23 protein-coding genes are annotated in these 24,509 nt (G+C 61.7%); 9 read left to right on the top strand and 14 right to left on the bottom strand.

Features of this window, described 5'->3' with window-relative positions:
• Positions 1-162: 162 nt before the first annotated feature.
• From AB0O87_RS13025 to AB0O87_RS13015, 3 genes are read left to right on the top strand one after another with little or no spacing between them, the layout of a single operon-like run.
• Entirely contained in the window at positions 163-471 is a 309-nt protein-coding gene (locus AB0O87_RS13025; RefSeq protein ID WP_363516719.1) for a hypothetical protein, read from the top strand.
• A complete protein-coding gene (locus tag AB0O87_RS13020; RefSeq protein ID WP_363516716.1) occupies positions 437-1,783 on the top strand; it encodes a hypothetical protein in 1,347 nt (448 codons plus the stop codon). The genes AB0O87_RS13025 and AB0O87_RS13020 overlap by 35 nt, the downstream gene beginning before the upstream one ends.
• The gene (locus tag AB0O87_RS13015) at positions 1,773-2,342 is read left to right on the top strand and encodes a hypothetical protein (protein WP_363516713.1); all 570 of its coding nucleotides are present in this window, start codon (positions 1,773-1,775) and stop codon (positions 2,340-2,342) included. The genes AB0O87_RS13020 and AB0O87_RS13015 overlap by 11 nt, the downstream gene beginning before the upstream one ends.
• A gap of 90 nt (positions 2,343-2,432) precedes the next feature.
• On the opposite strand, the gene AB0O87_RS13010 is transcribed toward AB0O87_RS13015, so the two are convergent.
• A complete protein-coding gene (locus AB0O87_RS13010; RefSeq protein ID WP_363516710.1) occupies positions 2,433-2,603 on the bottom strand; it encodes a hypothetical protein in 171 nt (56 codons plus the stop codon).
• Here AB0O87_RS13010 and AB0O87_RS13005 point away from each other — a divergent pair.
• The 4 genes from AB0O87_RS13005 to AB0O87_RS12990 all read left to right on the top strand — a co-directional run bounded on the left by AB0O87_RS13005 (position 2,602) and on the right by AB0O87_RS12990 (position 4,404).
• On the top strand, positions 2,602-3,171 hold the full coding sequence (locus AB0O87_RS13005; RefSeq protein ID WP_363516707.1) for a hypothetical protein: 570 nt from the start codon (positions 2,602-2,604) through the stop codon (positions 3,169-3,171). The two genes, AB0O87_RS13010 and AB0O87_RS13005, sit on opposite strands and share 2 nt — an antisense overlap.
• 11 nt (positions 3,172-3,182) lie before the next feature.
• Positions 3,183-3,584: a hypothetical protein gene (locus tag AB0O87_RS13000; RefSeq protein ID WP_363516704.1), complete on the top strand. Its 402-nt coding sequence runs from the start codon at positions 3,183-3,185 to the stop codon at positions 3,582-3,584.
• Positions 3,585-3,589: 5 nt separating this feature from the next.
• Positions 3,590-3,880, top strand: coding sequence for a WXG100 family type VII secretion target (locus tag AB0O87_RS12995; RefSeq protein ID WP_363516701.1), 291 nt, complete (start codon positions 3,590-3,592; stop codon positions 3,878-3,880).
• A 137-nt stretch (positions 3,881-4,017) separates the two neighbouring features.
• The gene (locus AB0O87_RS12990) at positions 4,018-4,404 is read left to right on the top strand and encodes a YccF domain-containing protein (RefSeq protein ID WP_363516698.1); all 387 of its coding nucleotides are present in this window, start codon (positions 4,018-4,020) and stop codon (positions 4,402-4,404) included.
• A gap of 9 nt (positions 4,405-4,413) precedes the next feature.
• Here the strand turns inward: AB0O87_RS12990 and AB0O87_RS12985 are convergent, their stop codons facing one another.
• Entirely contained in the window at positions 4,414-5,400 is a 987-nt protein-coding gene (locus AB0O87_RS12985) for a glycerophosphodiester phosphodiesterase family protein (protein WP_363516696.1), read from the bottom strand.
• 89 nt (positions 5,401-5,489) lie between these two features.
• On the opposite strand from AB0O87_RS12985, the gene AB0O87_RS12980 reads away from it, so the two are divergent.
• On the top strand, positions 5,490-6,413 hold the full coding sequence (locus AB0O87_RS12980) for a Bax inhibitor-1/YccA family protein (protein ID WP_363516693.1): 924 nt from the start codon (positions 5,490-5,492) through the stop codon (positions 6,411-6,413).
• Between the two features lie 192 nt (positions 6,414-6,605).
• On the opposite strand, the gene AB0O87_RS12975 is transcribed toward AB0O87_RS12980, so the two are convergent.
• The 9 genes from AB0O87_RS12975 to AB0O87_RS12935 all read right to left on the bottom strand — a co-directional run bounded on the left by AB0O87_RS12975 (position 6,606) and on the right by AB0O87_RS12935 (position 16,446).
• Positions 6,606-7,991, bottom strand: a complete 1,386-nt coding sequence (locus tag AB0O87_RS12975; RefSeq protein ID WP_363516690.1) for a glycosyltransferase — start codon at positions 7,989-7,991, stop codon at positions 6,606-6,608.
• An 8-nt stretch (positions 7,992-7,999) separates the two neighbouring features.
• Entirely contained in the window at positions 8,000-9,586 is a 1,587-nt protein-coding gene (gene guaA, locus AB0O87_RS12970) for a glutamine-hydrolyzing GMP synthase (RefSeq protein WP_363516687.1), read from the bottom strand.
• Positions 9,583-10,116, bottom strand: coding sequence for a DUF3817 domain-containing protein (locus AB0O87_RS12965; protein ID WP_363516684.1), 534 nt, complete (start codon positions 10,114-10,116; stop codon positions 9,583-9,585). Before AB0O87_RS12965 ends, guaA begins: the two co-directional genes overlap by 4 nt.
• Before the next feature lie 45 nt (positions 10,117-10,161).
• Positions 10,162-11,058: a class I mannose-6-phosphate isomerase gene (locus AB0O87_RS12960; protein ID WP_363516682.1), complete on the bottom strand. Its 897-nt coding sequence runs from the start codon at positions 11,056-11,058 to the stop codon at positions 10,162-10,164.
• Positions 11,059-11,141: 83 nt separating this feature from the next.
• Complete coding sequence (locus tag AB0O87_RS12955; protein WP_363516679.1) at positions 11,142-12,350, bottom strand: ADP-dependent glucokinase/phosphofructokinase; 1,209 nt, start codon at positions 12,348-12,350, stop codon at positions 11,142-11,144.
• Positions 12,351-12,387: 37 nt separating this feature from the next.
• Entirely contained in the window at positions 12,388-13,251 is an 864-nt protein-coding gene (locus tag AB0O87_RS12950) for a ketose-bisphosphate aldolase (RefSeq protein WP_363516676.1), read from the bottom strand.
• A 44-nt stretch (positions 13,252-13,295) separates the two neighbouring features.
• On the bottom strand, positions 13,296-14,141 hold the full coding sequence (locus AB0O87_RS12945) for a carbohydrate ABC transporter permease (RefSeq protein ID WP_363516673.1): 846 nt from the start codon (positions 14,139-14,141) through the stop codon (positions 13,296-13,298).
• A 2-nt stretch (positions 14,142-14,143) separates the two neighbouring features.
• On the bottom strand, positions 14,144-15,067 hold the full coding sequence (locus AB0O87_RS12940) for a sugar ABC transporter permease (RefSeq protein ID WP_363516670.1): 924 nt from the start codon (positions 15,065-15,067) through the stop codon (positions 14,144-14,146).
• An 80-nt stretch (positions 15,068-15,147) separates the two neighbouring features.
• Positions 15,148-16,446 (bottom strand): sugar ABC transporter substrate-binding protein, encoded by a 1,299-nt coding sequence (locus AB0O87_RS12935; RefSeq protein ID WP_363516667.1) that lies wholly within the window; start codon positions 16,444-16,446, stop codon positions 15,148-15,150.
• A 226-nt stretch (positions 16,447-16,672) separates the two neighbouring features.
• Between AB0O87_RS12935 and AB0O87_RS12930 the strand changes: the two genes are divergently transcribed.
• Positions 16,673-17,479, top strand: coding sequence for a DeoR/GlpR family DNA-binding transcription regulator (locus AB0O87_RS12930; RefSeq protein WP_363516664.1), 807 nt, complete (start codon positions 16,673-16,675; stop codon positions 17,477-17,479).
• A 73-nt stretch (positions 17,480-17,552) separates the two neighbouring features.
• Here AB0O87_RS12930 and AB0O87_RS12925 read toward each other — a convergent pair whose 3' ends face one another.
• The 3 genes from AB0O87_RS12925 to AB0O87_RS12915 form a co-directional block, all read right to left on the bottom strand.
• On the bottom strand, positions 17,553-22,178 hold the full coding sequence (locus AB0O87_RS12925) for an ExeM/NucH family extracellular endonuclease (protein ID WP_363516661.1): 4,626 nt from the start codon (positions 22,176-22,178) through the stop codon (positions 17,553-17,555).
• A gap of 267 nt (positions 22,179-22,445) precedes the next feature.
• Positions 22,446-23,216, bottom strand: a complete 771-nt coding sequence (locus AB0O87_RS12920) for an SURF1 family cytochrome oxidase biogenesis protein (protein WP_363517406.1) — start codon at positions 23,214-23,216, stop codon at positions 22,446-22,448.
• 58 nt (positions 23,217-23,274) lie between these two features.
• Positions 23,275-24,390: a GuaB3 family IMP dehydrogenase-related protein gene (locus AB0O87_RS12915; RefSeq protein ID WP_363517403.1), complete on the bottom strand. Its 1,116-nt coding sequence runs from the start codon at positions 24,388-24,390 to the stop codon at positions 23,275-23,277.
• Between the last annotated feature and the right edge of the window lie 119 nt (positions 24,391-24,509).

Raw genomic sequence — 24,509 nt, 5'->3', positions numbered from 1 at the left:
GCGACACGCCGAAGCAGCAGACGCCACCCGCTCCTGACCGGTCTGTGCGCGAGTTGATATCGCTCCAGCGCCGGATTACCATCGGGCCATTCAGCACATCCTGTTGAAGTCAGCGCGTAGATAGTGCAGACTCGCTGCGTTCATCACGAGGAAATCAATCACATGGCAGAGATTGAGGTTGACAGCGGGGCGTACGCCGCGGCGCGTAGCGCGCTTACAGAGGCGGCAGACCAGCTCTCATCTGCGCAAAACAAAATCTCCTCGGCAGTGCCTGGCATGGCTTTCGGCCAGATCGGTGCTTTTATCCCCCCGGTTCTCAACGCAGTTGGAGGTGCCGTAGAAGGCGCTTCCAGCTCCGTCGCGACCATCTCGCAGCGTACCGCTGACGGTGTACAAAAGGCCGTGGATCGATTTGAGACGATCGAAGAGAACGCCCGTGCCGACCTCGAGCGCATTTCTGTCGACGGCTGACGTGTCTACTGCATTTCTCGCGGAGGCTGACTCGGCGGCCTCCGCTCTCGCAGCAGGGGGATGGAGCAGGCAGCTCCCTGCGGGCGGGTCTTCCGGCGACGGTTGCGGCAGCGGCCTAAACGGCTTTGCCGCCGAACTAATGCAGTTCCTCCGCCCGCTGGAGCAACTATATGAACAGGTTGTGGGAGATCCTGCGGGACTGTATCAGGCGTCGCATGCCTGGCAGTCATACGCCGGCGACGTGCAATCGGTCTCGGATTTCCTTCAGCGGGCGCACACACAGCTCGACGGCAAAGTGCAAGGTATGACCGGTGAAACGACACTGCTCTCCCTGAGAATTTTCATTGACGCTACGCACTCGATCGCAAATTGGTGCAAGGTGCAGAGCCAGGCGCTACAGCTGTGCGTGCGGGCCGTCGAGGTGATGCGATCGCTTGTGTGCGCGGCATTTGAGCTCTTACCCACGATAGGTGGCAGCATCCGAGACATCATCTTCGAGGGCTGGCCGTGGGAACTCGAAAAGAAGGCCCAGGTAATCCAGGACTTCGCTGAAAACTGCGCTCAGGTCATCGCCGAAGTCACCGCGAACATCGACCGCGCTTTACAGGCACTGCGCGAGATGGTGCGGCTCATGACCGATCTTTACCGCGCAATTGTCCCTTTCCACCAGGCGCTTGAAAATGCACTCGGTTCACTTCTCAACCAATATCCTCCCGGAGAGGGTCTCGACGCTCTGGCGGAGCAAGTGAGCAAGTTTCTGCCCGAAGACATGGGGGAAACCTACAAACCAAATTCGCGCCCCTACGAGGGTTCCGAGCACATATTTGAGAGCACATACGATCTTGGTTACTCCCATGAATACGATTTGGGTTTTACCGATATGACAACAGAGGAGCTAAATAAGATGCTTCAGGGGGAATTCGGCCATATCTTCCTCCCCTCTCGCGTAGGTGATAACTCACAACTCAACACGCGGCTCACGGGTAAGGGTCAGGTCATAGATACGTCACTGTTCGGGTTAGGAATACCCGAGGTTACGTCCGGTGCCATCGTCGTGCAGCAGGTGACAGACGATGGCTTCGTGATCGCCGCGGAGGAAGGGCATCCGGAGTACCCAGGCGAAGTCGCATTTCGACTGCGCAATGTTGATGGCCGAGGAGTTCTCGAGGTCACGGGTGCCTACGACGAGACGATCCTCTCCCGCATGGGATTTTCCGGTGATACGAACCCGGAGTACGCCGGTATTTCCGATGTCAGCATCTGGTCCGACATGCAATATCGACTGGAAGATATGATGCGCTATGGCCGCTAGACGCTGGTTTACTCTCCCGATCGCAGCTGTGAGCCTGCTCGTCTTCGTAGGGTGCTCATTCGAGGACCCCGGTCCGAGGTACGACATCCCTCACGACGCGGAAACCGGCGGCCAAACCCTCGACGAGATGAACGCCTCTTTGGTAGAAGCTTTCCCTGGCGTGCATGTGTCTCGCCTGAGCTCCAGCGATGGACCGAACCTCAAAGGCAATACTGGATATTCCCTCACCTTTGACGTCGACCCAGATCGTACGATCGTCGATGGTGCGGCCTTCGTTGACTTCGTCGTCGAGTCTGTCTGGTCGGTACGCGACGGATACATGCCTAACTCCCAAATTTCGATAAGCGTCTCCACGTCCTCACCCGAGGGCTACGACGTGGACGCTGCGGCCGCAGAGGCCGGTTGGGTCGCCAGCCGCGAACCGTCTCCGCAGGATTTCAGCGTCGTTGTGATCGTATTGACGGCAGACAAAGAATGGGGCGCTCACAACCGTGATCGGCTCGGTCCCTGGCCGGGAGATGCCCCAGAGATACCCACCGGCGTAACCGCCAGTAAGTGAAAGAGAACACCGTGAACGATGACACCTTCGGTATCGACGAGGGCTTCGCCGCAGCTCGCAACCTGCTCGACAACGTCAAAGGCACCCCGTTTAACCTATGAGGAAGTCGAAGTCGAAGTCGTTGCCCTGGCGAGCAAAAGACTCTGCATCGGAGAGTCCTTTCTTCACCTTAGAGATACGCGACTGCGCAAGTACGCTGGCGTTTCCGATGTCAGCATCTGGTCCGACATGCAATATCGACGGGAAGATATAATGCACCATGGCCGCTAAACGTTGGTTTACTGTCTCCCTCGTCGCAGTGAGCCTGCTCGTGTTCGTAGGGTGCTCGTTCGAGAAAAGCGATTCGAGGGACGTCGTCCCTCACGATGCGGAATCCGGCGGCCAAACCCTCGACGAGATGAACGCCTCTTTGGTAGAAGCTTTCCCTGGCGTGCATGTGTCTCGCCTGAGTTCCAGCGATGGACCGAACCTCAAAGGCAATACTGGATATTCCCTCACCTTTGACGTCGACCCAGATCGTACGATCGTCGATGGTGCGGCCTTCGTTGACTTCGTCGTCGAGTCTGTCTGGTCGGTACGCGACGGATACATGCCTAACTCCCAAATTTCGATAAGCGTCTCCACGTCCTCACCCGAGGGCTACGACGTGGTCGCTGCGGCCGCAGAGGCCGGTTGGGTCGCCAGCCGCGAGCCGAACCCGCAGGATTTCAGCGACGTGGCGATCGTATTGACGGCAGACAAAGAATGGGGCGCTCACAACCGTGATCGGCTCGGTCCCTGGCCGGGAGATGCCCCAGAGATACCCACCGGCGTAACCGCCAGTAAGTGAAAGAGAACACCGTGAACGATGACACCTTCGGTATCGACGAGGGCTTCGCCGCAGCTCGCAACCTGCTCGACAACGTCAATCGCCAGGCGCAACAGAATCGGGAGCGAGCGCAAGCGCTCACCACCGACGTCGAATCGATCGTCGAGTCGGTACGCAGCCCGCGCGGCGAGGTTATTGTGCGCGCCAAGGTTGGGGGCACACTCGTTGGCCTCGATTTCGGCCCTGCCTCCGAAGGTATCGCACTACCGGTGCTGGCACGGATCACGCTCGAAACAATCGCAGAAGCGCAACACAAAGCGATGTCGACGCTCGCAGAGCGAAGCGCGGAACTGTTCGGAGCAGATTCCGACATCGCGATGAATCTCAAATCGGATGCACAACACGGCTACCCCACTAGCGGAATGGAACGTTGAGAAACATGGATCTCAAAGTCGATCCTGATCGCCTCGCCGAAACCGCAGCGAGCGCGCTCGCTTCCGCGTCGGCGATTGTTGATTCGCTGGATTTTCTGTCGGGCTCTGCGCGCGACATCGCCACCCGCTGGTCAGGCGAGTCGCAAAATGCGTTCGCCCGCCGATCTTCGGCGCTCGATGCACAGTGGCGTTTGCACGCCGGCATCCTGCGCCAGTCTTCCGAACGTGCAGCGCAACTCGCCGAGGAATACACGCAGGCCGATGCCGCTGGTGCCCGCGCAGTACTGGGCCTCTAGCCTCACCCCTGTCGGCTTCCCCCACCCCTGTCGACTCCCCCTCGTTCCCGTCGCATTTTCTGTCGCCGTGAGCTCGCTCCAGCGACAGAAAATGAGATGGGAGGGGATCTCTAAGACAGTGGTGGCAGAATCAACTCATGCGCACGATCCTCAACATCATCTGGGTCCTCCTCGCCGGATGGGCCCTTTTCCTCGGCTACGTTGTGGCGGGGCTTCTGCTGTGCATTCCGATCATCACGATCCCCTGGGCGATCGCCTCTTTCCGCATCGCCGCCTACGCCATCTGGCCGTTCGGCCGCGAAGTCGTCAGTAGGCCTACCGCTGGCGTCGGATCTTTTCTGGGCAATGTGCTTTGGGTCGTGCTCGCCGGCTGGTGGCTCGCGATCAGCCACATCGTGTCCGGAATCTTGCTGTGCGTCACGATCATCGGTATCCCGATGGGCATCGCCGACTTCAAGATGGTGCCCATCTCGCTCATGCCGTTGGGGAAAGAGATCGTCTCCACCCGGCGAGGCTCGTTCTGACCGCGTAGCTCAGCTGCGGAAGAATGCAACGCCCAGGTCGGGGTGATCCACAAAAACTCCGTCGATGCCCTGCCCTGCGATCACGCCCCATTCCGCTTCGTAGTCACCGTGCGCCTCGCGGGCGCCTGCGCTTCGAAACTCCGCGGAGAGGAACATATTCTCCGGCCGGCAGGTCCACGTGAACACCTGAAGGCCCCGTGCGTGCGCATCCTTAATGATCGTGTTGCCGTGGGCGAGCAGCATCTTCTTACTGACGCTGATGCCATCGACCTGGCCGACAAGTCCGTCTAGCCCCGCCGGCGAGACTGTCGCTTTGTAGGTGAGAGCCTGCTTCCCCTCGGCGACCACACGGTCATAAGGGCGCCCGGAGGCTTCGATGAGGTAGATGTAAGACGCCGCGATGCCGCGTGCGCGCAACTCTCCGAGAACCGTGGGCTCGAACGACTCGATGATCAGCGGACGGTCACCGTTCGCCCATCCCGATTCGTGGAGCTCGCGCTCGATGAGAGGAACCAGGTCGAGATCGATGCTCGCGAAATACGTCGCGTGCTTGACCTCCAACACAACACCGATCTCGCGTGCATGCTCTGCTGATCCCGCACGCACGATGTCGAGCAGGTCACGCAGACGCAGAATCCCCTGCGAGTCGTCGAAGCTCGCGCTCACTGCTCGCACCTCGGGCAGTCGTTCGCGCACGCGCAGGGTCGATAGCTCCGCCCAGGTGAAGTCTTCGGTGAACCAGCCGGTCTGCGCCTGCCCGTCAATACGCTTCGTCGTCTTGCGATCGGCGAATTCCGGATGCTCCGCGACATTTGTGGTCCCGGATATCTCGTTCTCGTGCCGCACGACCAAGACACCGTCTTTCGTCGCCACCACGTCGGGCTCCACGGCATCCACCCCCATAGCGAGGGCGAGTTCGTACGATGAGCGGCTGTGCTCTGGTCGATAGCCGGGCGCACCGCGGTGCCCGATGACGAGAGGGCTTTTGCTGGGCACGCTCTCAGCGTAGAACACGCCAGCAAGGCACTCTCCCGAGTATCCTTGAGTCAAGACCTACTACCCCCCTTTTGGAGTGAGGCCCACCAATGAGCAACTTCGCTTTCAACAACCCTGCCTTCCAGCAGCAGGACCCGCGCAATGTCGCGACGTACCCGGGCGGACCGCAGGCAGCTCAGGGCGCCGCGCAGAGCGCCTCGCTTCAGAACGGAGCGACGGCTGCCGCCGCCAACGCACACCTCGAGGGTGTGTACGCATCTCCCTCTGCAGGCTCGATCGAGACCGACCGGATGTCTGTCGAAGACACCGTGTGGAAGACCGCTGGCCTGTTCGGCATCCTTCTCGTCACCGCAGCGATCGGTTGGGTCGTGACCCTTGGCGGTCTCGACGTGCCGGCCTACAGCCCGAACTCGACCTTCGAGCCGAACATGCTGCCGTGGATCGCCGGAGCGCTCGGTGGTTTCGTGCTCGCCATGGCGATCATTTTCACCTCGCGCAAGAAGGTCCGTCCAGGGCTGATCTTTGCGTACGCCGCGTTCGAGGGTCTCTTCATCGGTGGCATCTCAGCGTTCTTCGAGGTCATCTACCCCGGCATCGTCGTTCAGGCGACGCTCGCGACTGTCTCGGTCGTCGGCGTGACCCTCGCCCTCTTCGCCAGCGGCAAGATCCGCGCATCCAAGAAGGCCACCAAGGTCTTCATGATCGCGATGATCGGCTACATGGTCTTCTCGTTGCTGAACGTGGTCTTGATGTGGACCGGCATCAACGACAACGCTTTCGGGCTTCTCAGCGGCACGATCATGGGTATCCCGCTCGGCCTCATCATCGGCGTTCTCGTCGTGATCATGGCGGCGTACTCGCTGGTGTTGGACTTTGACCAGATCCAGCAGGGCGTACGCAACGGCGCACCTCGCAAGCTTGGCTGGATGGGCGCTTTCGGCATCATGGTCACCGTCGTGTGGCTGTACGTCGAGATCCTGCGCATGATCGCGATCGTCCGCGGCAGTAACTGACCGCACAGACTCCGCAGCACCAGAGGCCCGTCTCCCCAGGGAGGCGGGCCTCTTCCCGTCCCCCCCTGCTATCCCCCCCTCCCGCTCTATCCGCTCCCGTCGCACTTTCTGTCGCTCGGATCGCGGGAAAGCGACAGAAAGTGCGACGGGAGCAAAGAGGGAAACGCGGCAGGCCGGGAAGGGCGGGAGGGATCAGCGGCGCGGTGGCGCCGCTACCGCCGCAGCGATAACCGTGGTCAGTGCCTCAAGCGAACGCTCTGGACTCCACGCCGCAGCCACTGCGGGCGCTTCGGCACTCAGCGCGGCAAGCCGCCCCGGCTGCGTCAGCACGTCGCGGATCGCTGTACCCAGCGCGTCAACGTCACCACTGGGCACCAGCACGCCGCCGCCCTGCTGCAACACGTCGCGGATGCCGTAACGAGCGTCGTACGAGACCACAGGGGCTCCGTGCAGGAGTGCTTCGACAATCGACAGCGGCTGCCCTTCATACGCAGTCGCGGTAACGACGAGGGAAGCTCGATCAAGCACCGTTCCCGGGGAATCGGTGTAGCCAGCGAGCACGATGCGGTCTCCGGCATCGAGATCCTCGATAAGCGCGTGCAATTTTTCTTGCTCCGGCCCGCCGCCCCAGATCTCCATCCGTGCGCCTGAGACATCTGCCGTCAGAAAGGCACGGATGGCCTGCTCGACGCGTTTTCCTGGGGCGAGCCTTCCCAGCACCACCACGAGTCCGTCTTCGCGCAGGTCGTCACGACGCGCCACTGGCGTGATCGGGTTGGGGACTACGACGTGTGAAGCCGCAGTACCGAATCGGGCGACGACATCGTCGCGCTGCGTCGCTGTCGGCCAGATCACCGCATCGAACCGATCGGAGAGGCGGAACCAGCGTGTCCACAGCGTGTTCATCGAGGCATCCGGCGTATACGGCGCCTCGACATGCATCGTGTGGATCGTGTGGAGGATGCGCACCCGCGGGTCGGACCAGTCGGCGATGAGCTCGCCCAGCTGGCGCGCTTCGCAGATCACGACCACCGGGCGGTCACCGAACCCCGCAACCACGTGCTGCAACCAGGCCATATACAGTCCACGGAAGCCGTGCAGCGCGCCCACGACGGCGCCCGCTGCGTCGTAGACCAGCACCGGCTCGGTAGTCAGATGCCAATCGGGATTGCCAGGAATGACAGGGAGGGCCAGAAACGGACGGCCCTCGACATCCGTCAGCGCCCGATATTCGATGTCAGGATCGCGATCTACCGCGTCGTCGGCGGCGTCGCGCGCCCAGCCGGTCGCTCCCCCACCGTCGGCAACTGCCTCATCGAACAGATTGCGCATCCGGGAAGCATCCACCAGCGCCCCCTGCTCGACGAAGGTGCGCCGGTGTGCCGCGTGGTCGGTCACGGAGCCTGGATCGAAGGTGAGCAATTGCGGCCCCGCGCCCTCGGCAACACCAGCACCAGCCAGTTGGCGGGCGCGCCCCATCGTCGCGATTGTGTATCCGCCATCCAAGCCAGGGATCAGCCGGCTCGACAGCACCAGATACTCGGCGTCGGGAAGAACCGGCGCCGCGTCGGGGAGCATCTCGCTCCCTACTCCCACTCGATCGTCCCCGGCGGCTTCGACGTGACGTCGAGCACGACCCGGTTCACGTCGCGGACCCCGTTAGTGATGCGGTTAGAGATTTTTGACAGTACGTCGTACGGCAAACGCGTCCAGTCGGCTGTCATTGCATCTTCACTGGAGACGGGACGCAGGACGATCGGATGACCGTAGGTGCGGCCGTCACCCTGCACGCCCACCGAACGAACGTCGGCAAGAAGCACCACAGGGCACTGCCAGATTTCTTGGTCAAGGCCGGCTTTGGTGAGCTCCTCACGAGCGATAGCGTCAGCTTCGCGCAAGATCTCGAGGCGGTCAGCGGTCACCTCACCGATGATGCGAATGCCGAGGCCTGGACCGGGGAACGGCTGGCGTCCGACGATTGCCTCTGGAATGCCGAGTTCACGACCGATTGCGCGTACCTCGTCTTTGAACAGCGCGCGCAGCGGCTCGATCAACTCAAAGTCGAGGTCGTCAGGAAGCCCACCCACGTTGTGGTGCGACTTGATGTTTGCGGTACCTGCTCCGCCACCAGACTCGACAACGTCGGGGTAGAGCGTGCCCTGCACGAGGAACTTCACCGGAGCGCCGCCTGAAGCCTTTGCTTCAGCCACCAGATCGAGCTGCACCTTCTCAAAAGCGCGGATGAACTCGCGACCGATAATCTTGCGCTTCTCTTCCGGGTCTGTCACGCCTTCGAGGTGTCCAAGGAAGGTGTCAGCAGCGTCGACAGTGATCAGGCGCACGCCAGTGGACTCGACGTAGTCTTTCTCGACCTGCTCGCGCTCCCCCTTGCGGAGAAGACCATGGTCAACAAAAACAGCCGTGAGCTGGTCACCAATCGCCTTGTGGACGAGGGCCGTCGACACCGCGGAATCAACGCCGCCAGAGAGCGCAGAGATAACGCGAGCGTCGCCCACCTGCTCCTGAATGCGCGCGATCTGCTCGGCAATCACGTTGCCGCTGTTCCAGTCAGAGGCAAGTCCAGCACCCTTATGCAGGAAGTTCTCCAGCACGCGCTGGCCGTGGTCAGAGTGCTTCACCTCTGGATGCCACTGCACACCGTAGAAGCCACGCTCGTCGTTTGCGAACGCCGCTACCTTGGTCGCATCGGTCGTTGCGAGCACCTGGAATCCTTCTGGGGCCTTGGCGACCTGGTCGCCGTGGCTCATCCAGACGTTTTGCTCAGCTGGCTGGCCGCCCAGCAACGTTCCGCCGTCGCCGGTGATAACGGCATCTGTTGCGCCGTACTCGCGGAGGCCTGTGTTCGCGACCTCACCGCCGAGCGTCTGCGCCATGTATTGGAAGCCGTAGCAAATGCCCAGTGTGGGCACCCCGAGGTCGAAGACCGCCGGGTCAAGGCGCGGGGCGCCTTCGTCGTATACCGACGAAGGGCCACCGGAGAGGATGATCGCGACGGGATTCTTCGCTGCGATCTCTTCCGCCGTAGCCGTGTGCGGCACGATCTCGCTGTACACGCCAGCTTCGCGCACTCGGCGGGCGATCAGCTGCGCGTACTGCGCACCAAAGTCAACAACCAGCGCGGGGCGCTGCTGGGTCTCGGACTGCTCGGTCAACGGACACCTTCCGGGGCATTTTTCGGGTCAGTCGGAGAGGCTTTCGCGGCCTCGGCGGCTTCCCTGGTGGCGAGATAGGTCTTCACTTCACGCGCAACGATCGCTTCCATGAAGAACGACAGCAGCGGGATGACGCCACCGAGTGCAAGCAAGATGAAGCGCGGGAACGGCCAGCGCATCAAGCTCCACACGCGGAAGCAGGCGAACAGGTAGACAACGTAGAACCAGCCGTGCGCGACAAGGATGAACAACGACACGTTGAACCCGTCGCCGAGCGAAGTCATCTCACACGAGTTCGACCACGGGGCAAAGAGCGACCACCATAGGCAGTCGGGCCCCGCAATGACACCGGCGAACCACAGCGGCCCTCCGGAACCTCCTATGAAAAGCTCGAGATGGATCGGCGTGTACTTCAGCACCATTTCGGCGAGCAGCAGAAGGAGCATGACTCCTGTGATGATCGACGCGATCTGGTAGAACTTCAGCGCACCGCGGATCGCCGGAAAGCTGGCGACTTTCGGTTCGGGCATGCCTCCCAGTCTAGCCGCCGCTCCCGCGCGCTCCGTTCGCCGCTGTCAGTGTGCGACAGCCGGGGGCCGTGCCACGAGAAGCTCGCCATCACCACTGATCGGGATCGAGTCCGCGCTGGCGGGAAAAAGGATGGTGGAGCCTCTTGGGTGGGGTTCGCCGTCGATGTCAACGGCTCCACGAGAGACGATCGCGATCGCGTATCCGCGCTCCAGCACCGTCTCCCCGTTGACCTGGTACCGTTCGAGCCGAAAATAGCGATCGGCAGCGCTCGGGAACACGGACCCGGATGCAGGCGCTTGCTGCACGAGCATGGCGAGTTCCGCGCGACTGCGCGCCGCGGTGGTCACGGCGGCCAGGGCGCGCTCAAACCCCAGACCGAGGTGCCCTTCACCTGGGCCATCAATCTCGAACCCGTCCCATTCCAGCAGGATCGAAAGGTCTTCCGGTTGCTGCAGCTCGAGCAGCAACACCCCGGCACCGATCGCGTGGAGTTCGCCGGGCGGAACCCACACAGTGTCGCCCGGTTCCACTTCAACCTCATGCAGGAGCCCCAACAGTGCCTCCGTATCTTGCCGCGACACCAGGTCAGCGAGGGCATCTCCCGTCGAATCCTCTTTCAGGCCGATGTAGACCGTGCCCCCGCGAAGGATGTACCAGGCCTCTGCCTTGCCGTGCGCACGGCCGAGGTGCGACGCGGCGAAATCATCATGCGGATGCGCGTGCACTGGCAGCCGCTGTCCGGCATCCAGCAGCTTCACCAGCAAACGAGTGTCGTCGCCCCAACACTGCGCGTGATCGACTCCTAACCAAGAAACCGGGTCGGCGGCAACGGCATCCCGGAGCAATCGACCATCGGGCAGCGTCGTAAGCCCGAGTCGCTCTTCCCCGCGGATTGTCGTGGTCGATCCCACCCAATCTTCTGGCTGCCTGGGAGCGGACATCGCCTCCCCACGAAAGTCGGATATCTGGGCGCCCCCACGGTAAAAGCGATCCGCTGGACGATTGGAGGCGAGGCGGACGGGTTTCAAATTATGCCCTCTTTCGAAACATGACCGGCAAGGAAACCACCGACGAAGGTGTCCCCCAAGCCGATGGTTGTGGGGTTGTCGACAGCAAGATCAAAAGCGGGAACGCCGACGGCGTCAGCCATTGCGGCCTCGACCGCATCGACGACGTGTGCACCGTCCACGTGTCGGGGCATCCCCGCAGTCTCCGCGACCTGTGCGGCAGTGCACCCATCGCCCAGCCGAAAGCGGGTGGCGGCCACACGCACCGCACTCTCCAGTGCGGTCCGATGGCGAGCGGCATCAGTTCCGACAGCGAGTGCCCAGTAACGGGTATGCACGACAAGGACAGGGACAGGGATGATCACCCGGATCTCTGCCAGCGCACGAGACACTTCTGCCGAGTTCAGCAGGTCAACACGGCGGCCAACGTATTCCTGGAGCTCATCCTCGTTCAGGCTGTAGACATCGATCTCGGAGAGGAGTCTGGCACGCACGGTCTCGGCGAAGGCCCGCGTGTAAAAGCCCGCATCCTCGTAGTAGACGAGCGCGTCGTCTGGCAACGTCGCCATCGCATGGCGTAACTCCTCCAACCGCTGCTCGAGAAGAGCGTGGTCCTGCATCGTGTTGAAGCCAGACACCAGGAACACGGAGGCATTCGCCAGGGTCTTCCCGAGCTCGGGTGCGAGACGCATCTCCCTGTTGGGCGGGTCGTTGGCGAAGATCAGCCGGTTCGCATCAGAGGAAACGACCTCACCATCGGACAGACGGATACGAGCACCTGCCGGATACTGCACGATCAGGTGTGGATCGAGCGAGTCTGCGATCGCTGAGCAGATGAACGAGACGCGCGATGGGAGCAGGCGGCGCACATTCTCATCGATACTCACGAGGTGCTGCACGCTCGGTATGCCCAAGCTGTCCATCACCAGACCGGCACGCACGCCGGTCCCGCCGAGGGTCACGGCGTAGTCGAAGTGCGCGGAGAACGCCCGAATCACCTCTGAAGAAAGAACGAAGCGTTCCGCACCCGCCCCCGCGTCAACGAGGGCGAGGACGGCCACCACAAGTGATCTCTCGTCGCTGATCGGTGCATCGGCTGTCAACTCGCACCGGAGCACACTGTGGTGGGTGGCCAGGCGCTGTAGCACCGCCGAATCCCACTGCAACTCGAAGTCGACAGTTCCTCCGAGCCCGAGCACGAACTGTCGCTCAGCGACATCACCCATTGCCGATCGTCCTCACCCTCGAGTGTTCTTTTACGCCTCAGTACAGTCCGGCTTTGCCGTCTGCGCCGAACAGCTCGATCTTCTCAGCCGCGGTCGCCTTGAGAGCGATAATCGGCTCCGGCTGAATCGCATTGGGCTCCCGCAGTCGCTCGTCTGTGCCGAGAATCTCACGCATGCGGTTGTGGTACGACACCTTGATGTCGCTAGAGATGTTGATCTTGTTGATGCCCAGTTCCACCGCGCGGCGCAGTTCCGAGTCCGGGTTCGCCGATCCGCCGTGCAGTACCAGAGGGATTCCGACAGCCGCCTTGATCTCCTCCAACAGGTCGTGGCGCAGCTCCGGGTTCTTCTCTGCGGGGTACAGCCCGTGAGAGGTACCGATGGCGATGGCGAGGCTGTCGACGCCTGTCTCTTCGACGAACCGCACCGCGTCAGCAGCGTTCGTGTAAATGATCTCCGCCGCACCCGACTCACCGTAGCTATCGTTCGCCCCGATGGTTCCGAGCTCTCCCTCGACCTGAATCCCCACAGCATGCGCCGCTTCGACGACCTTGCGGGTGAGAGCAACGTTCTCGTCAAAAGGAAGGAGCGATGCATCGATCATCACCGAGGTAAAGCCCGCTTTGATCGCAGTGATCATCTGCTCGTAGCTGCCGCCGTGATCCCAGTGGATGGCAACGGGCACGCTGGATCGGTGGGCCCTGGAATGCATCGCTGCGATCAAATCGGTCGTGATGTGCGAAACCTCATCCGGGTGAATCGCGATGATGACCGGTGCATTCTTCTCTTCGCTGATATCCATAACGCCGTTGAACATCGCCCAGTCGCTGATGTTGAAGGCTGGAATCGCGAAATTGTTCGCATTGGCGACGTCGAGGATGGATTTGCCTGTGTACAGCACGTGAATCTCCTGTTTCGTGGTGGTTGGCGCCCGGTACGGGCGTTTCAGCTCTTCACAGAACCGGCCGCGAGACCGCTGATGAAGTACCGCTGGAAGAAGAGGAAAAGGATAAGAACGGGGATCGATCCGAGCACGCTCATCGCCATGATCTGGTTCCACTCGTAAGAGTGCTGCCCCATAAGAAGCTGGATGCCGATCGGGACGGTGCGCATGTCGACTGTGCGGGTCAGCGTCAACGCGAAGAGGTATTCGTTCCACGCGATCATGAAGGTGTAGATACCGACAGAGACGATGCCTGGCACCGAGATCGGCACCAATATCCGCCACAGAGCTGTCATCGCCCCGGCGCCATCGACCCGCACAGCCTCGTCGAGTTCTTTCGGCAGAGTGTTGAAGTACCCGGTCATCATGATGATGGCGTACGGCAGCGTGAACACCATGTAGGTGAGGATCAGGCCGGCGTATGAGTTGTAGAGGCCGAGGGCGACCATCAGACCGAAGTATGGAATGAGCAACGTGATGGGCGGCACTGCCTGCACGCTGACGATGACAACGTTCAGGACGCGCTTGCCTCGGAAATCGAAGCGACTGAAGGCGTAGGCCGCCTGGATTGCCACCACGAGCGTCAGTACCGTGACCGATCCAGCGACGATGTAGCTGTTCAAGAAGAACCGCATTGTCTCTGGGCTGGTAAAGATCGCCACGTACGCGTCGAACGAAAAGGTGTCGGTCACCAACCGCGGCGGCAACTCAAAGATCTGCGTGTTCGATTTAAACGAGCTGGACAACATCCACAGCACCGGCCCGGCAGAGAACACCGCGCCGAGGAGGAGGCCGATCATGAGGCCGGTCTTGCTGACGCGGCGCTGGGTCCTGGCGGTAAGAGCCATGATCAGTCCCTCGCTTTCTGGTGACGGACGTAGAAGACAGCGAGCACCATCGACATCAGCAAGACGAGCACGGCGGATGTCGAAGCAAGTGCGAAGTCGTACTTAGCGAACGCCAGCTTGTAGGTGAAGGTGCTGAGCACCTCAGTGACGTCGATCGGTCCCCCACCTGTGGTCATCCAAATCAATGCGAACTGTTGGGACGTCCAGATGAGGTCGAGGAGCACCAAGCTCACGATGATCGGTCGCAGCTGCGGAATGGTCACGTTCCAGAAGCGCTGGATAGCGCTGGCCCCATCGACGGTCGCTGCTTCGTGCAGTTCAACCGGGACGCCCTGCAGCCCAGCCAGCAAGCTCACCATGAAGAAGGGGTACCCCGCCCAGATGTTGATGAAGATGATTGTGCCGAGTGCGAGTTGCGGAGATGCCAGCCACTCGATGTCGGTGTTGAGGAGAAAGTTGATTACGCCGTTGGGGGCAAGGAGCATGCGCCACAACACGGCGATGACCGCGACAGTGAACAGCCATGGAAGAACGTAGAGAGCACGGAAGATTGAGCGGGAGAACCGCCCAAGAAGCGGACTGTTGAGCATCATCGCGAACGTGAGCCCGAGCACCAGGTGTGCCGCCACACTTGCCACAGTGAACAGCACAGTGTTGCTGGTGGCTTTCCAGAACCGACCATCGGTCAGCACCTCGACGTAGTTGGCGATGCCGACGAACTCCGGTGATTTGTTCAGGATGACGTTGTCTTGGAACGAGTACCCAATCACGATCACGATCGGCACGATCATCAGCACAAACAGCAGGATGACCGTCGGCGAAAGGAAAGCGTACGACTCAGTCGTTTTGCGTAGCTGCCGGCGCCGCCTCGACTGCGCCACTCCGGTGACGATCACCTCAGTGTCGTCTGACGTTCTCATACTCATGGGAACTCGAGCTCCTTGTTTGGTGGGGTGCCGCACTGCAACCGCAGTGCGGCACCCGGTTCAGGCAGAGAGACGGAGGCTCAGAACTCCGTTTCCCACGAAGCTTGCGCGTTCTTGAGCGCGTCGGGGATCGACTGTTGCCCATCAAGCGCGGCCTGCAGTTGTTCGCCGAGCTGTCGCATGAGATCTTCCGCGACAGGGAGCCCGGTGAATTCGTTCGCGGGGTACCCCTCCTGGTAGATGTCGAAAGCTGCCTTGAACAACTCGTCGTCGCTCACGAAGTCCGGCACCGAGTTCGCGTTACCGGGGAATGCCTTCGCCATCGTCGCAAGCTCGGAGTTGGTCTGCTCGCTCATCAGGTACTCCACCAGCTTGAACGCAGCGTCTTTGTTCTCGGAGTTCTCAGCGACGCCGATGCCCCATGACGCGTACGGAATGCCACGTTCACCGCTGTAGCCGTCTTCGGCAGGGATCGCCGAGATCGAGAAGTTCAGATCAGGATTCGTCTCACGGATGAGGTTGATGTGCGCCAGCGAGTCGATCATCATTCCGGCACGGCCGTTCGTGAATTCCTCGACTTTGTCCTGCTCTTTCATCGTGAAGGAGCCAGAGGCGATGACGCCGTCGTCCCACAGCCCGCCGATGTACTCCACAGCGGATGTGACGTCGTCGTTGGTGAGGTCGGGCTGACCCTCGTCCAGCATCGACCCACCAGAGGCCCATACCCACGACATGACGTCGTTCTGGACGCCGTTCGGCGACTCAAGCGAGAGCGGCAGAACCCAGCCGGAGATGTCATCGCCCAAAGCAGATACCTCGGCGGCTGCATCGGCGAACTCGCTCCGCGTTTCGGGAGGTGCATCTACGCCCGCCTGAGCGAGCAAATCGTCGTTCGTGAACATCGGGTAGACGAAGTTCACTACCGGGATCATGTAGGTGCTGCCGTCAACCTGGATTTGGCTGGCGAGCTCGCTGTCGTCGTAGCCGCTTTCGTCCATCAGCGCACTGAGGTCGGCAATCACCCCCTGCGAGGCGAAGTCATTCACCCACGCACCGTCGAGGCCGACGACATCGGGCATCGTGCCGGATGCTGCTCCGGCGAACAGCTGCTCTTTAGTCGAGGCGTACGGCCCACTGACGAGCTCAACGGTGATGCCGGGGTTGGCATCCTCGAACCCGTCGATCAGAGCACGAAACTCACCATCAGGCAGTTCCGGCTCCCACCATTGGGCGAACTCGATGGTGACATCGCCGCCATCTCCTTCGCTTCCACCTTCGGCCCCAGCCGCGCAACCCGTCAGGGCTAGAAGGGCAACCGCCGCTGTACCGGCGCCGACGATTTTTCGGGTTCGCCGCTGCCCGCGTACCACTGTGCTCATCACTTCTCCTCTTTGAGATCGTGCCGCACAACGCGCTTTATTGCTTGTTCGTGCGGTTTTAAGCCATGTTATGCCGACATTTGCGAGTCGTCAAGGCTTGAATTCCGTGAGAAGAGGGTTAACGAGCGAGAAATCAGCGAGAATCGGGAACACCCAGCTTGGCAGAGATGCTGTTTCCTGCGGAAGTCTGCGGAGTTACTCCACATACTGTGCTAAAGATGTCTGCATGGTCGCATCAGAGTCAACGCATCGACGACGCCTCCCCGCCGGACGCAAGGCGGAACTTGCCGCCTTTGTCGAGCAAGCGGGAGAGGTCACCGTCAGTGACCTGGCCGCCCACTTCAACGTCTCAATCGACACCATTCGACGCGATCTGGATCAGCTCGACCGGGAGGGAGTGGTCATCCGGACCCATGGCGGCGCCGTCAGCGCGACCGGCGGTCAGCTGAAAGATCGAGCACTCGATGTTCGCCTGCGCCTGCAGACCGAAGAGAAAGAGAAGATCGCACGGATCGCTGCTGCCCTCATCGATGACGGTGCCGTGGTGATGCTCAACGCTGGCACCACCACGCTGGCGCTGGCACGAGCGCTGCGCAACCATCAAGATCTCACTATCGCGACGAACAACCTCCGCATCCCGGCGGAAATCGCCCCTTCGGCGTTCCGTGACCTCTATGTGTTCGGCGGCGCGGTGCGCGCTATCACCCAGGCCACCACTGGCCCGGTGGCATTCACCATGACCCCTGGTGGGTCCGAAGTAGACATTCGTTGCGACCTGGCCCTGATCGCCGTAGGTGCGGTGGACGAGGGCGGGTACTCCACGTCGAATCTCGGAGATGCGGCGATGATGGCGGAGATGATTCAACGGGCAGAGCGCACGGCGATCCTCGCTGACTCTTCCAAGCTCGGACGCCGCCTGTTCGCTCAAGTGGCCCCACTCGATCGTGCAGACGTGCTCGTGAGCGACGCACCGCCCGCCGAACCGCTGTTGAGTGCCCTCGCTCAGGCCGAGGTAGAAGTGGTTACCTCGTAGCTACCCTCCCGTCAATGACGAAGGCCGTCGGGATTGCTCCCGACGGCCTTCGTATTACTCAGCTGAATCTAGGTCAGAACCACCTGGTCAGAAGGTTCCACAGCCAGTCCAGAATCGCCCCGAAGAATCCACCAGCACGATTTACGGTCACCGCGGCGGTTGCCGCGTCTCCGTCTTCCTGCGATACAGAAACCGTGTAGCTTCCCGATGGGGCGCTCTTGGGGACAGTGACCTGTGTGTTGAACGATCCGTCACCCGCGACGGTAACAGTGCCTACATCGACGGGCTTGCCCTTCTTGGGCAAGAGTTCGATGCGCACGGTCTCGCCAGCCAGGTACCCCTCGCCTGCAACCTGCAGCTTCTTGCCTGCGGTCACCTTCGAGGAGCCCAGCGTGATCGAACCAGCGAATTCTTCTTCGCCGGCCACCGCGAACGGCACGTCCACGACGGTGTCGGTGCCAGCGACAGATACCGTCAGCATCTGCTCTCCGAAGACACCAGAGGGGATAGTGAAGGTCAGGCTGGCGCGCCCGCCCTCATCCGTGGTGTCAACGATGGTGGCATCGACAGCGCTGCTCGCAAGCACTGTGTCACCCAGCGAGAGCGTCACCTCGCCAGGAGCGGGCTCGCCAGCGCTGAAGGCCAAGGATGACAGCGCAACAGTGACTTCGTCACCCGCGCTGTATCCGTCTGCATCCGCTGCACTGAACGAGACGCCGACAGCACGCTGGGCGCTGTCTGGGCTCGCTGTCTTGTTGGCGTCGAACCAGTCGACCATCGACTGAAGGTCGATCTTTCCGGTGTCACGCTTGTCTGCTCCCTCTGTGAAGGTAGAGAAGTTGTCACCGCCTCCAGCGAGGAACGAGTTCGCGGCCACCGTGTAGTTGGCGTCCGGGTCGATCGCTTCATCGTTCAACGTGATGGAGGTAATCCGTGAGCCCTGTGCCGCTGCGGGGTCGTATGTGTAGACCAACCCTTCCGAGACACCGAGCTTCAGGAACGGTCGTGATGCGCCTGCGGGCTGCCACTGTTCCTCCAGCACTGCCTTCAACTGCGCACCGGTGAGCGTCAGCGTCACCAGTGTGTTGGCGAAAGGCTGCACTGTCGCGGCTTCGCGGTAGGTGACGTTGCCGTCAGGATCGGATTCTCCAGCCGAGCCGTACGTGAGGTTCGCGCGGATGCCACCAGGGTTCATCAGCGCCACGTCGGCGCCGGTGGACCACTGCTGAACATCGGCGACGAAGTTGCCGATCGTCGACTCGCCACCGCGGTTCTCCGATCCATTCGTCTGGCGCGCACGGTTGAGGTCGGCAGTGATGTCTCCGACCTTGACCGCACCGAGAACATCAGCTTCAGCTTTCGCCTTCGCCACGATGTCTGCGACCTCCGGCACTGCGGGATACAGCGCCTTGCCTCCTTCAGTGAGGGGCTTGATCTCATTTGTGATCGAGATCAAGTCCTTCGTCTTCGGGTCGACCTGGATGTTCATCAGACCGAGGTTCTCGCCGTACTGGCCGGCGGAGACGACGGGACGACCGTCGATCACGTGGTTGTACGCGAGGTGCGTGTGCGCCGACACAATCGCGTCGACATCTTCATCGACTCCGTAGACGATTTCGCCCAGCGGTGAGTCTTTGGTGATGCTCGACAGCTCAGCGCTAGCCGCACCCTCGTGCACGAGCAGAATGACGACATCTGCCTCGCCGTTGGACTCATCTCCGTCTCGCAGGTCGTCTGCCACTGCGTTGACGGAATCAGCGATGCTGCGAACCTCAAGGTCTTCGATGCCCGCAGGAGAGACGAGCGAGTCGAGATCTTCGGTAACCGCACCGACGAAACCAACCTTCACACCATCGAGCTCTTTTACCCACGCCGGTGCAAGCGCTGGCTCGCCGGTTTCGGTGACGAAGACGTTCGAGGAGATGTACTCCCAGTCAGCCCGATCCTGCACACGATCGCGCAGATCTTCCCAACCCTGGTCGAACTCGTGGTTACCCGCTGCGCTGACATCGAGACCAGCCGCGTTCAACGCATCGATGGTCGGGTTGTCATCATTGATGAACGACGTGAACGTGGATGCACCAATGAGGTCACCGGCCCCCGCGAAGATCGTGTTCGGGTTCTCCGCACGGAACTGCTGAACAGCCCCTGCCAAGACCGCGGCACCAGCGGCTGCGCCGTCGGCTTCGATCCGCCCGTGGAAGTCATTGACGGTGACGACATCGATGCTCACCGGCGGGATATCTGCCGAGACGCCGACGATGATCGGGTCGTGGTCGCTGGAACGGTAGGGCGTTCCCTCTTCGGCTGCACCGAACGCGTAGCCGCGGTCGCTCCACTCCGGAGAGTTGATAGCCCAGACGCCTGCACCCGTGACCGATGCCACGAGTGAAGGCGACGCGATCACGTGGTCAAGCGATCCGAGCTCGCCGTCATACGTATACGTGTATTCACCCGACGCCTCGTCGGCGACAAGGTCGCTCCAGCCGTTCGAGGTGAAAACGTTGATCGGGTCTTCCTTGCCGTACGCGTTGAAGTCGCCAATCAGAAGCATGTCGCTGCTTCCGGTGGTCTCCTCCAGCTCAGCAGTGAAAGCGAGGATCGCCTCTGCCTGCTTCACGCGGTCATCGTTGAAGAAGCCCTGACCGTCTGCCGGCTCTACACCAGCGCCAGAAGGCGGCGACTTCGACTTCAGGTGGTTCGCCACGACAGTGACAACGCGCCCGTCGATGTCGAACGCCTGCGCGATAGGTTCGCGGGCGTTGTTCCACACGCTTTCGTCGCTGACAGTCGCGCTGTCGCCGACGGTCTTGACCGCATCCTTCTTGTAGATGATCGCGTTGGTGATGAAGTCCGTCGTGTCCGCATCGTTCAGTGCGTCAGGAGTGGGCACGTAGTCCCACACGTCGCTACCTGCGTCTTCATTCAGACCAGACACCAGATCCTTCAGAGCGGTGTCGACAGGCTTTCCCAGCTTGACCGAGTTTTCGATCTCCATGAGGGAGACGATCTCGGCATCCAGACCATTGATCGCCGCAACGATCTTGGACTTCTGAATCTCGAACTGCTCTGCGTTGGCGGCCCCGCGAGCATCAGAGTTTTCGCTCTTCAGGGTCGTGAAGTAGTTGTAGACGTTGAAAGACGCAACCTGCGCGTCACCACCCACAGCTGGTGCACTCTCGGTGCGCGGGTTCGTCGCCTCGAATGCGACCTTGAGGTCATCATCAGAAGAATCGTCGATCGGCACGACCGGCTGCAGACGCCAGTCGCTGAAGCTCCACTGCAGCACGTAGCCGGTCTCGCCGAAGTCGACCGTGTCGCCGTTACGAACGACAGCATCTTCGGTGAAGTACGGCTGCTCGCCCGGGTGTCCGTTGTTCGACACCTGGATCGACCAGCCGTCATCGAGCAGGAGACGGTTGGCACGGTTCGCCGCGGCGATCGCCGCTGCGTCGTCGCCGGGGCGAGTGGTCTCTGTGCTCTTCACCGCGAGATCGGTGCCCGCGTTCAGCCACAGCGTCCCGTAGTTATACAACTGGTGGCTGGAGGCGAGACGGTACGTCCCCTCCGGCCCGACATACATGTTCTCGTACGGCTCGCGGTCGGTCCCGCGCACCGTGTCAGGCAGCGGCGTGATGTCAGGAACACCAGCGCCAGCGGTGACCACAGCGACATCAGCGACAGCAGACGGATTGATCTGCGTCTGGCCGAAGTACTCGCTCACAGCGCCAGTGACCGAAACCAGGTCACCGATCTCCACGGTGGGAGCCAGCGCGTTCAAGAAGACGAAGATACCGTCTGACGCCCCGGGGGTGGCATCTTCTGCCCCGCCAGACCCGGCGGTCTGGATGACAATGCCCTTGTAGCCACCCGTGCGGTAGTCCGCGGTGACAACGCCCTCCACCTGCACCGTTTCGCCTGACAGCGGGGAGACGTCTGTCGTTCCCTGCACTTCGGCAATGGTGACCTTCTTGGGCTCGGTACCTGGGTCTGTCCCTGGGTCTGTCCCTGGGTCTGTCCCTGGATCCGTACCCGGATCAACATCACCGGTGCCCTGCGGAGTGATTGCCGCTGAGAGCGTGAAATCTGCGCTGTTGACGTCAGTGTCGACGCCATCCGTGCGGTTCAGCGATTTGACGTCCGTGTTACTGGATGGCGAGGTTGCTGCCGCACCTTCAAAGGTGTTCGACGAGCCGTAGCCGACCAGATCAATGACCCCATCAACGCCTTCGATGGAGCCGGGGGTAAGCGTCACAGCGGCCGTACCTTCGACCAGCGCGAGGGTTCCGTTGGTGCCACTCGGAGTCAGGTTGCTCACCGCATCCGGTGTCGGCAGCTCCGCACCGTTTGCGCCGTTGCTGTTGCCCTGCACCAGGTAGTACCCACCCGCAGGAATTGTGCCGGTGAGCGGCGCCACCCCGTTGAAGGCGGCCGATCCGCTCGCAGATCGGTACTGCAGCGACATCCCGTCGAGGGTGACCGGATACGCCGTGGGGTTGTAAAGCTCGACGAATTTGTTCTTAAACGCCGCGCCAGCGCTCCCGCCAGAGAGGTATGCCTCGTTGATCACCACCCCCGTACCGGTGGTGTCGGCTGCGGCCGGGACTGCGGCGAGTGTGCCGAAGCTCAGCGTTGCTACGCAGGTCACGGCAAGAGCGCCGAGGCGCCCCCGATTCCTGCGGCGAAGGAAAGGAACCATACGGTTCCCCTCGTCTGGGGCGGACATCATCGGTGCTGTCTCCTCGATCGTTTTTCGATACATCACAGGACTGCCGTGGCACGCATCGGGGTCTCCCAGCGCGCGCACATGTTGTGAGCATACGGAGCGCTTAAAGCATCATCAACGGAGTTTTCCGATTCGTCATCTAGCGCTCACCGGACGTCGGCGCACACCCCTGACGAAGGTCTCTATCGAGGAGGGCAGTCGCGCATCTGCGCAAAGTTTTGCGCGCAGATGCGCGAGAACTCAGACGGCTGCGGGGTCTGCCGATTCGGTAGCGGCGTCTTCAAATTCTTCTACTTCGCGCTCCCAGGCGTCTTTCGCGAGGCGGTACCAGAGGTAGAACGCGAAGCCAGCGAAGATCGCCCACTCTGCCGCGTAGAAAACGTTGAGCCAGTTCACCGGCGAGATTTCCGCCGGCGCAGGCGAGGCGATGTCTGCCAGACCATTGGATGCGGTGGTCGAGGCGAGGTACGGGCGGAAGACCTCAAGTTCGTCGATGTCGTGCCAGACGCTCAACAGTGCCGCCGGAGACATACGACTCAGCTCTGCTGGGTCTGAGCGCGGCGGAACACGGGGCCCCTCATCGGAAATGATGCGCCCGGAGACCGCCACTTCCGAGCCGTCTGCGGCGGCATCGAGCTCGTCGACCGCTGCCTCGGCGCTCGCCAGATCTGGCGCCCATCCGATGGCGACAGCAATTGATGTGCGCTCTTCAACCCGGAGCTGGCCGGTGACCCAATACCCCTCGACATCGTCATTGAAGCGCCCGGACACAATCAAGAAGTCTCCGGGAACCCACGCTCCCGAAGTCTCTACACGCTGACCGACGAGCGGTTCGGGAAGATACTCCGCCGGTTGCAGGACGTCTGCAAGCGGCTGCACTTCTTCCGTGATGCCCGGCGGAGGCGGGTCCGTGTCAATAGCGCGCTCCAGCTGCCACTGGCCGAGCCACGCAAAAACGCCGGCCACCAGAAGGCAGAGAAGGAGCATCCCGATCCAGCGTCCCCGAAGCATGACCTCGCGGAGGGTCGGGGGGAACAGAGCAGGAGTGGTCACAGTGGAGCGCAGAACCTCAGGCCTCGTACGGAGCGAGCACGACTTCAACCCGCTGGAACTCCTTCAAATCGGAGTACCCAGTGGTTGCCATCGACTTGCGCAACGCACCGATTAAGTTCGCCGTGCCATCGGCTACCGGTGCGGGACCGTAAAGGATCTCCTCCAGCGTGCCAATGCCGCCGACCTCGACCCTGTGGCCACGCGGAAGCTTCGAGTGGTGTGCTTCGGGGCCCCAATGGAAACCACGACCGGGCGCATCCGTTGCCCTGGCGATAGCGACACCGAGCATCACCGCGTCGGCACCCATGGCGAGTGCCTTCACGATGTCACCTGACGTTCCCACTCCACCATCGGCAATCACATGCACGTAACGTCCACCCGACTCATCGAGGTAGTCGCGACGAGCAGCAGCGACATCAGAAACCGCTGTGGCCATTGGCGCATGGATACCCAGCGTGGCGCGGGTGGTCGATGCCGCTCCCCCACCGAATCCGACCAGCACACCGGCGGCACCAGTGCGCATCAGGTGCAGAGCAGCGGTGTAAGTCGCAGCGCCCCCAACGATGACCGGAACATCGAGGTCGTAAATGAACTTCTTCAAGTTGAGCGGTTCGGCGACGCTCGACACATGCTCTGCCGAAACGGTCGTGCCGCGGATGACGAACAGATCGACGCCTGCTGCGGCGACCGTGTCATAAAACTCCTGGGTACGTTGCGGAGTCAGTGAACCCGCAACCGTGACCCCAGCCTCGCGAATCTCCGCGAGGCGGCTGGTGATGAGCTCCGGCTTGATCGGCTCGGAATACAGCTCCTGCATCCGAACGGTCGCCTTGCGGGCATCGAGGCCAGCGATCTCGGCCAGCAGCGGCTCAGGATTCTCGTACCGTGTCCACAGACCCTCAAGGTCCAGCACACCGAGGCCACCGAGTTGACCGAGCATGATCGCTGTTTGCGGGCTCACAACCGAGTCCATCGGCGCACCCAGCACCGGAATCTCGAACCCGAACGCATCGATCGTCCAGGCGGTCGATACATCCTCCGGGTTGCGCGTGCGCCGCGAAGGCACCACCGCAATGTCGTCGAAAGTGTACGCGCGACGCGCGCGCTTTCCTCGGCCCAGCTCGATCTCCATGGTCACCCCTCCAGCCTACCCGGCGAGAGGACCGGGGCGTTGCGGGGACGCTTCGACAAGCTCAGCGACCCAACCGGGGTGAGCTCAGCGACCCAACCGAAGTGAGCTCAGCGACCCAA

This window comes from Microbacterium sp. NPDC076768 (assembly GCF_040687205.1).
Lineage (GTDB): Bacteria > Actinomycetota > Actinomycetes > Actinomycetales > Microbacteriaceae > Microbacterium.
Note: the sequence above shows the minus strand (reverse complement) of the source record. Positions and strands in the feature narration are given on the sequence as shown.

Bases quoted from the DNA above. Each gene is read 5' to 3' on its own strand.
- AB0O87_RS13025 (WP_363516719.1), top strand. From the start codon at position 163: ATGGCAGAGATTGAGGTTGACAGCGGGGCGTACGCCGCGGCGCGTAGC.
- AB0O87_RS13015 (WP_363516713.1), top strand. From the start codon at position 1,773: ATGGCCGCTAGACGCTGGTTTACTCTCCCGATCGCAGCTGTGAGCCTG.
- AB0O87_RS13005 (WP_363516707.1), top strand. From the start codon at position 2,602: ATGGCCGCTAAACGTTGGTTTACTGTCTCCCTCGTCGCAGTGAGCCTG.
- AB0O87_RS13010 (WP_363516710.1), bottom strand. From the start codon at position 2,603: ATGGTGCATTATATCTTCCCGTCGATATTGCATGTCGGACCAGATGCT.
- AB0O87_RS12995 (WP_363516701.1), top strand. From the start codon at position 3,590: ATGGATCTCAAAGTCGATCCTGATCGCCTCGCCGAAACCGCAGCGAGC.
- AB0O87_RS12990 (WP_363516698.1), top strand. From the start codon at position 4,018: ATGCGCACGATCCTCAACATCATCTGGGTCCTCCTCGCCGGATGGGCC.
- AB0O87_RS12980 (WP_363516693.1), top strand. From the start codon at position 5,490: ATGAGCAACTTCGCTTTCAACAACCCTGCCTTCCAGCAGCAGGACCCG.
- AB0O87_RS12975 (WP_363516690.1), bottom strand. From the start codon at position 7,991: ATGCTCCCCGACGCGGCGCCGGTTCTTCCCGACGCCGAGTATCTGGTG.
- AB0O87_RS12965 (WP_363516684.1), bottom strand. From the start codon at position 10,116: ATGCCCGAACCGAAAGTCGCCAGCTTTCCGGCGATCCGCGGTGCGCTG.
- AB0O87_RS12960 (WP_363516682.1), bottom strand. From the start codon at position 11,058: ATGTCCGCTCCCAGGCAGCCAGAAGATTGGGTGGGATCGACCACGACA.
- AB0O87_RS12955 (WP_363516679.1), bottom strand. From the start codon at position 12,350: ATGGGTGATGTCGCTGAGCGACAGTTCGTGCTCGGGCTCGGAGGAACT.
- AB0O87_RS12945 (WP_363516673.1), bottom strand. From the start codon at position 14,141: ATGGCTCTTACCGCCAGGACCCAGCGCCGCGTCAGCAAGACCGGCCTC.
- AB0O87_RS12940 (WP_363516670.1), bottom strand. From the start codon at position 15,067: ATGAGTATGAGAACGTCAGACGACACTGAGGTGATCGTCACCGGAGTG.
- AB0O87_RS12935 (WP_363516667.1), bottom strand. From the start codon at position 16,446: ATGAGCACAGTGGTACGCGGGCAGCGGCGAACCCGAAAAATCGTCGGC.
- AB0O87_RS12930 (WP_363516664.1), top strand. From the start codon at position 16,673: ATGGTCGCATCAGAGTCAACGCATCGACGACGCCTCCCCGCCGGACGC.
- AB0O87_RS12925 (WP_363516661.1), bottom strand. From the start codon at position 22,178: ATGGTTCCTTTCCTTCGCCGCAGGAATCGGGGGCGCCTCGGCGCTCTT.
- AB0O87_RS12920 (WP_363517406.1), bottom strand. From the start codon at position 23,216: ATGCTTCGGGGACGCTGGATCGGGATGCTCCTTCTCTGCCTTCTGGTG.
- AB0O87_RS12915 (WP_363517403.1), bottom strand. From the start codon at position 24,390: ATGGAGATCGAGCTGGGCCGAGGAAAGCGCGCGCGTCGCGCGTACACT.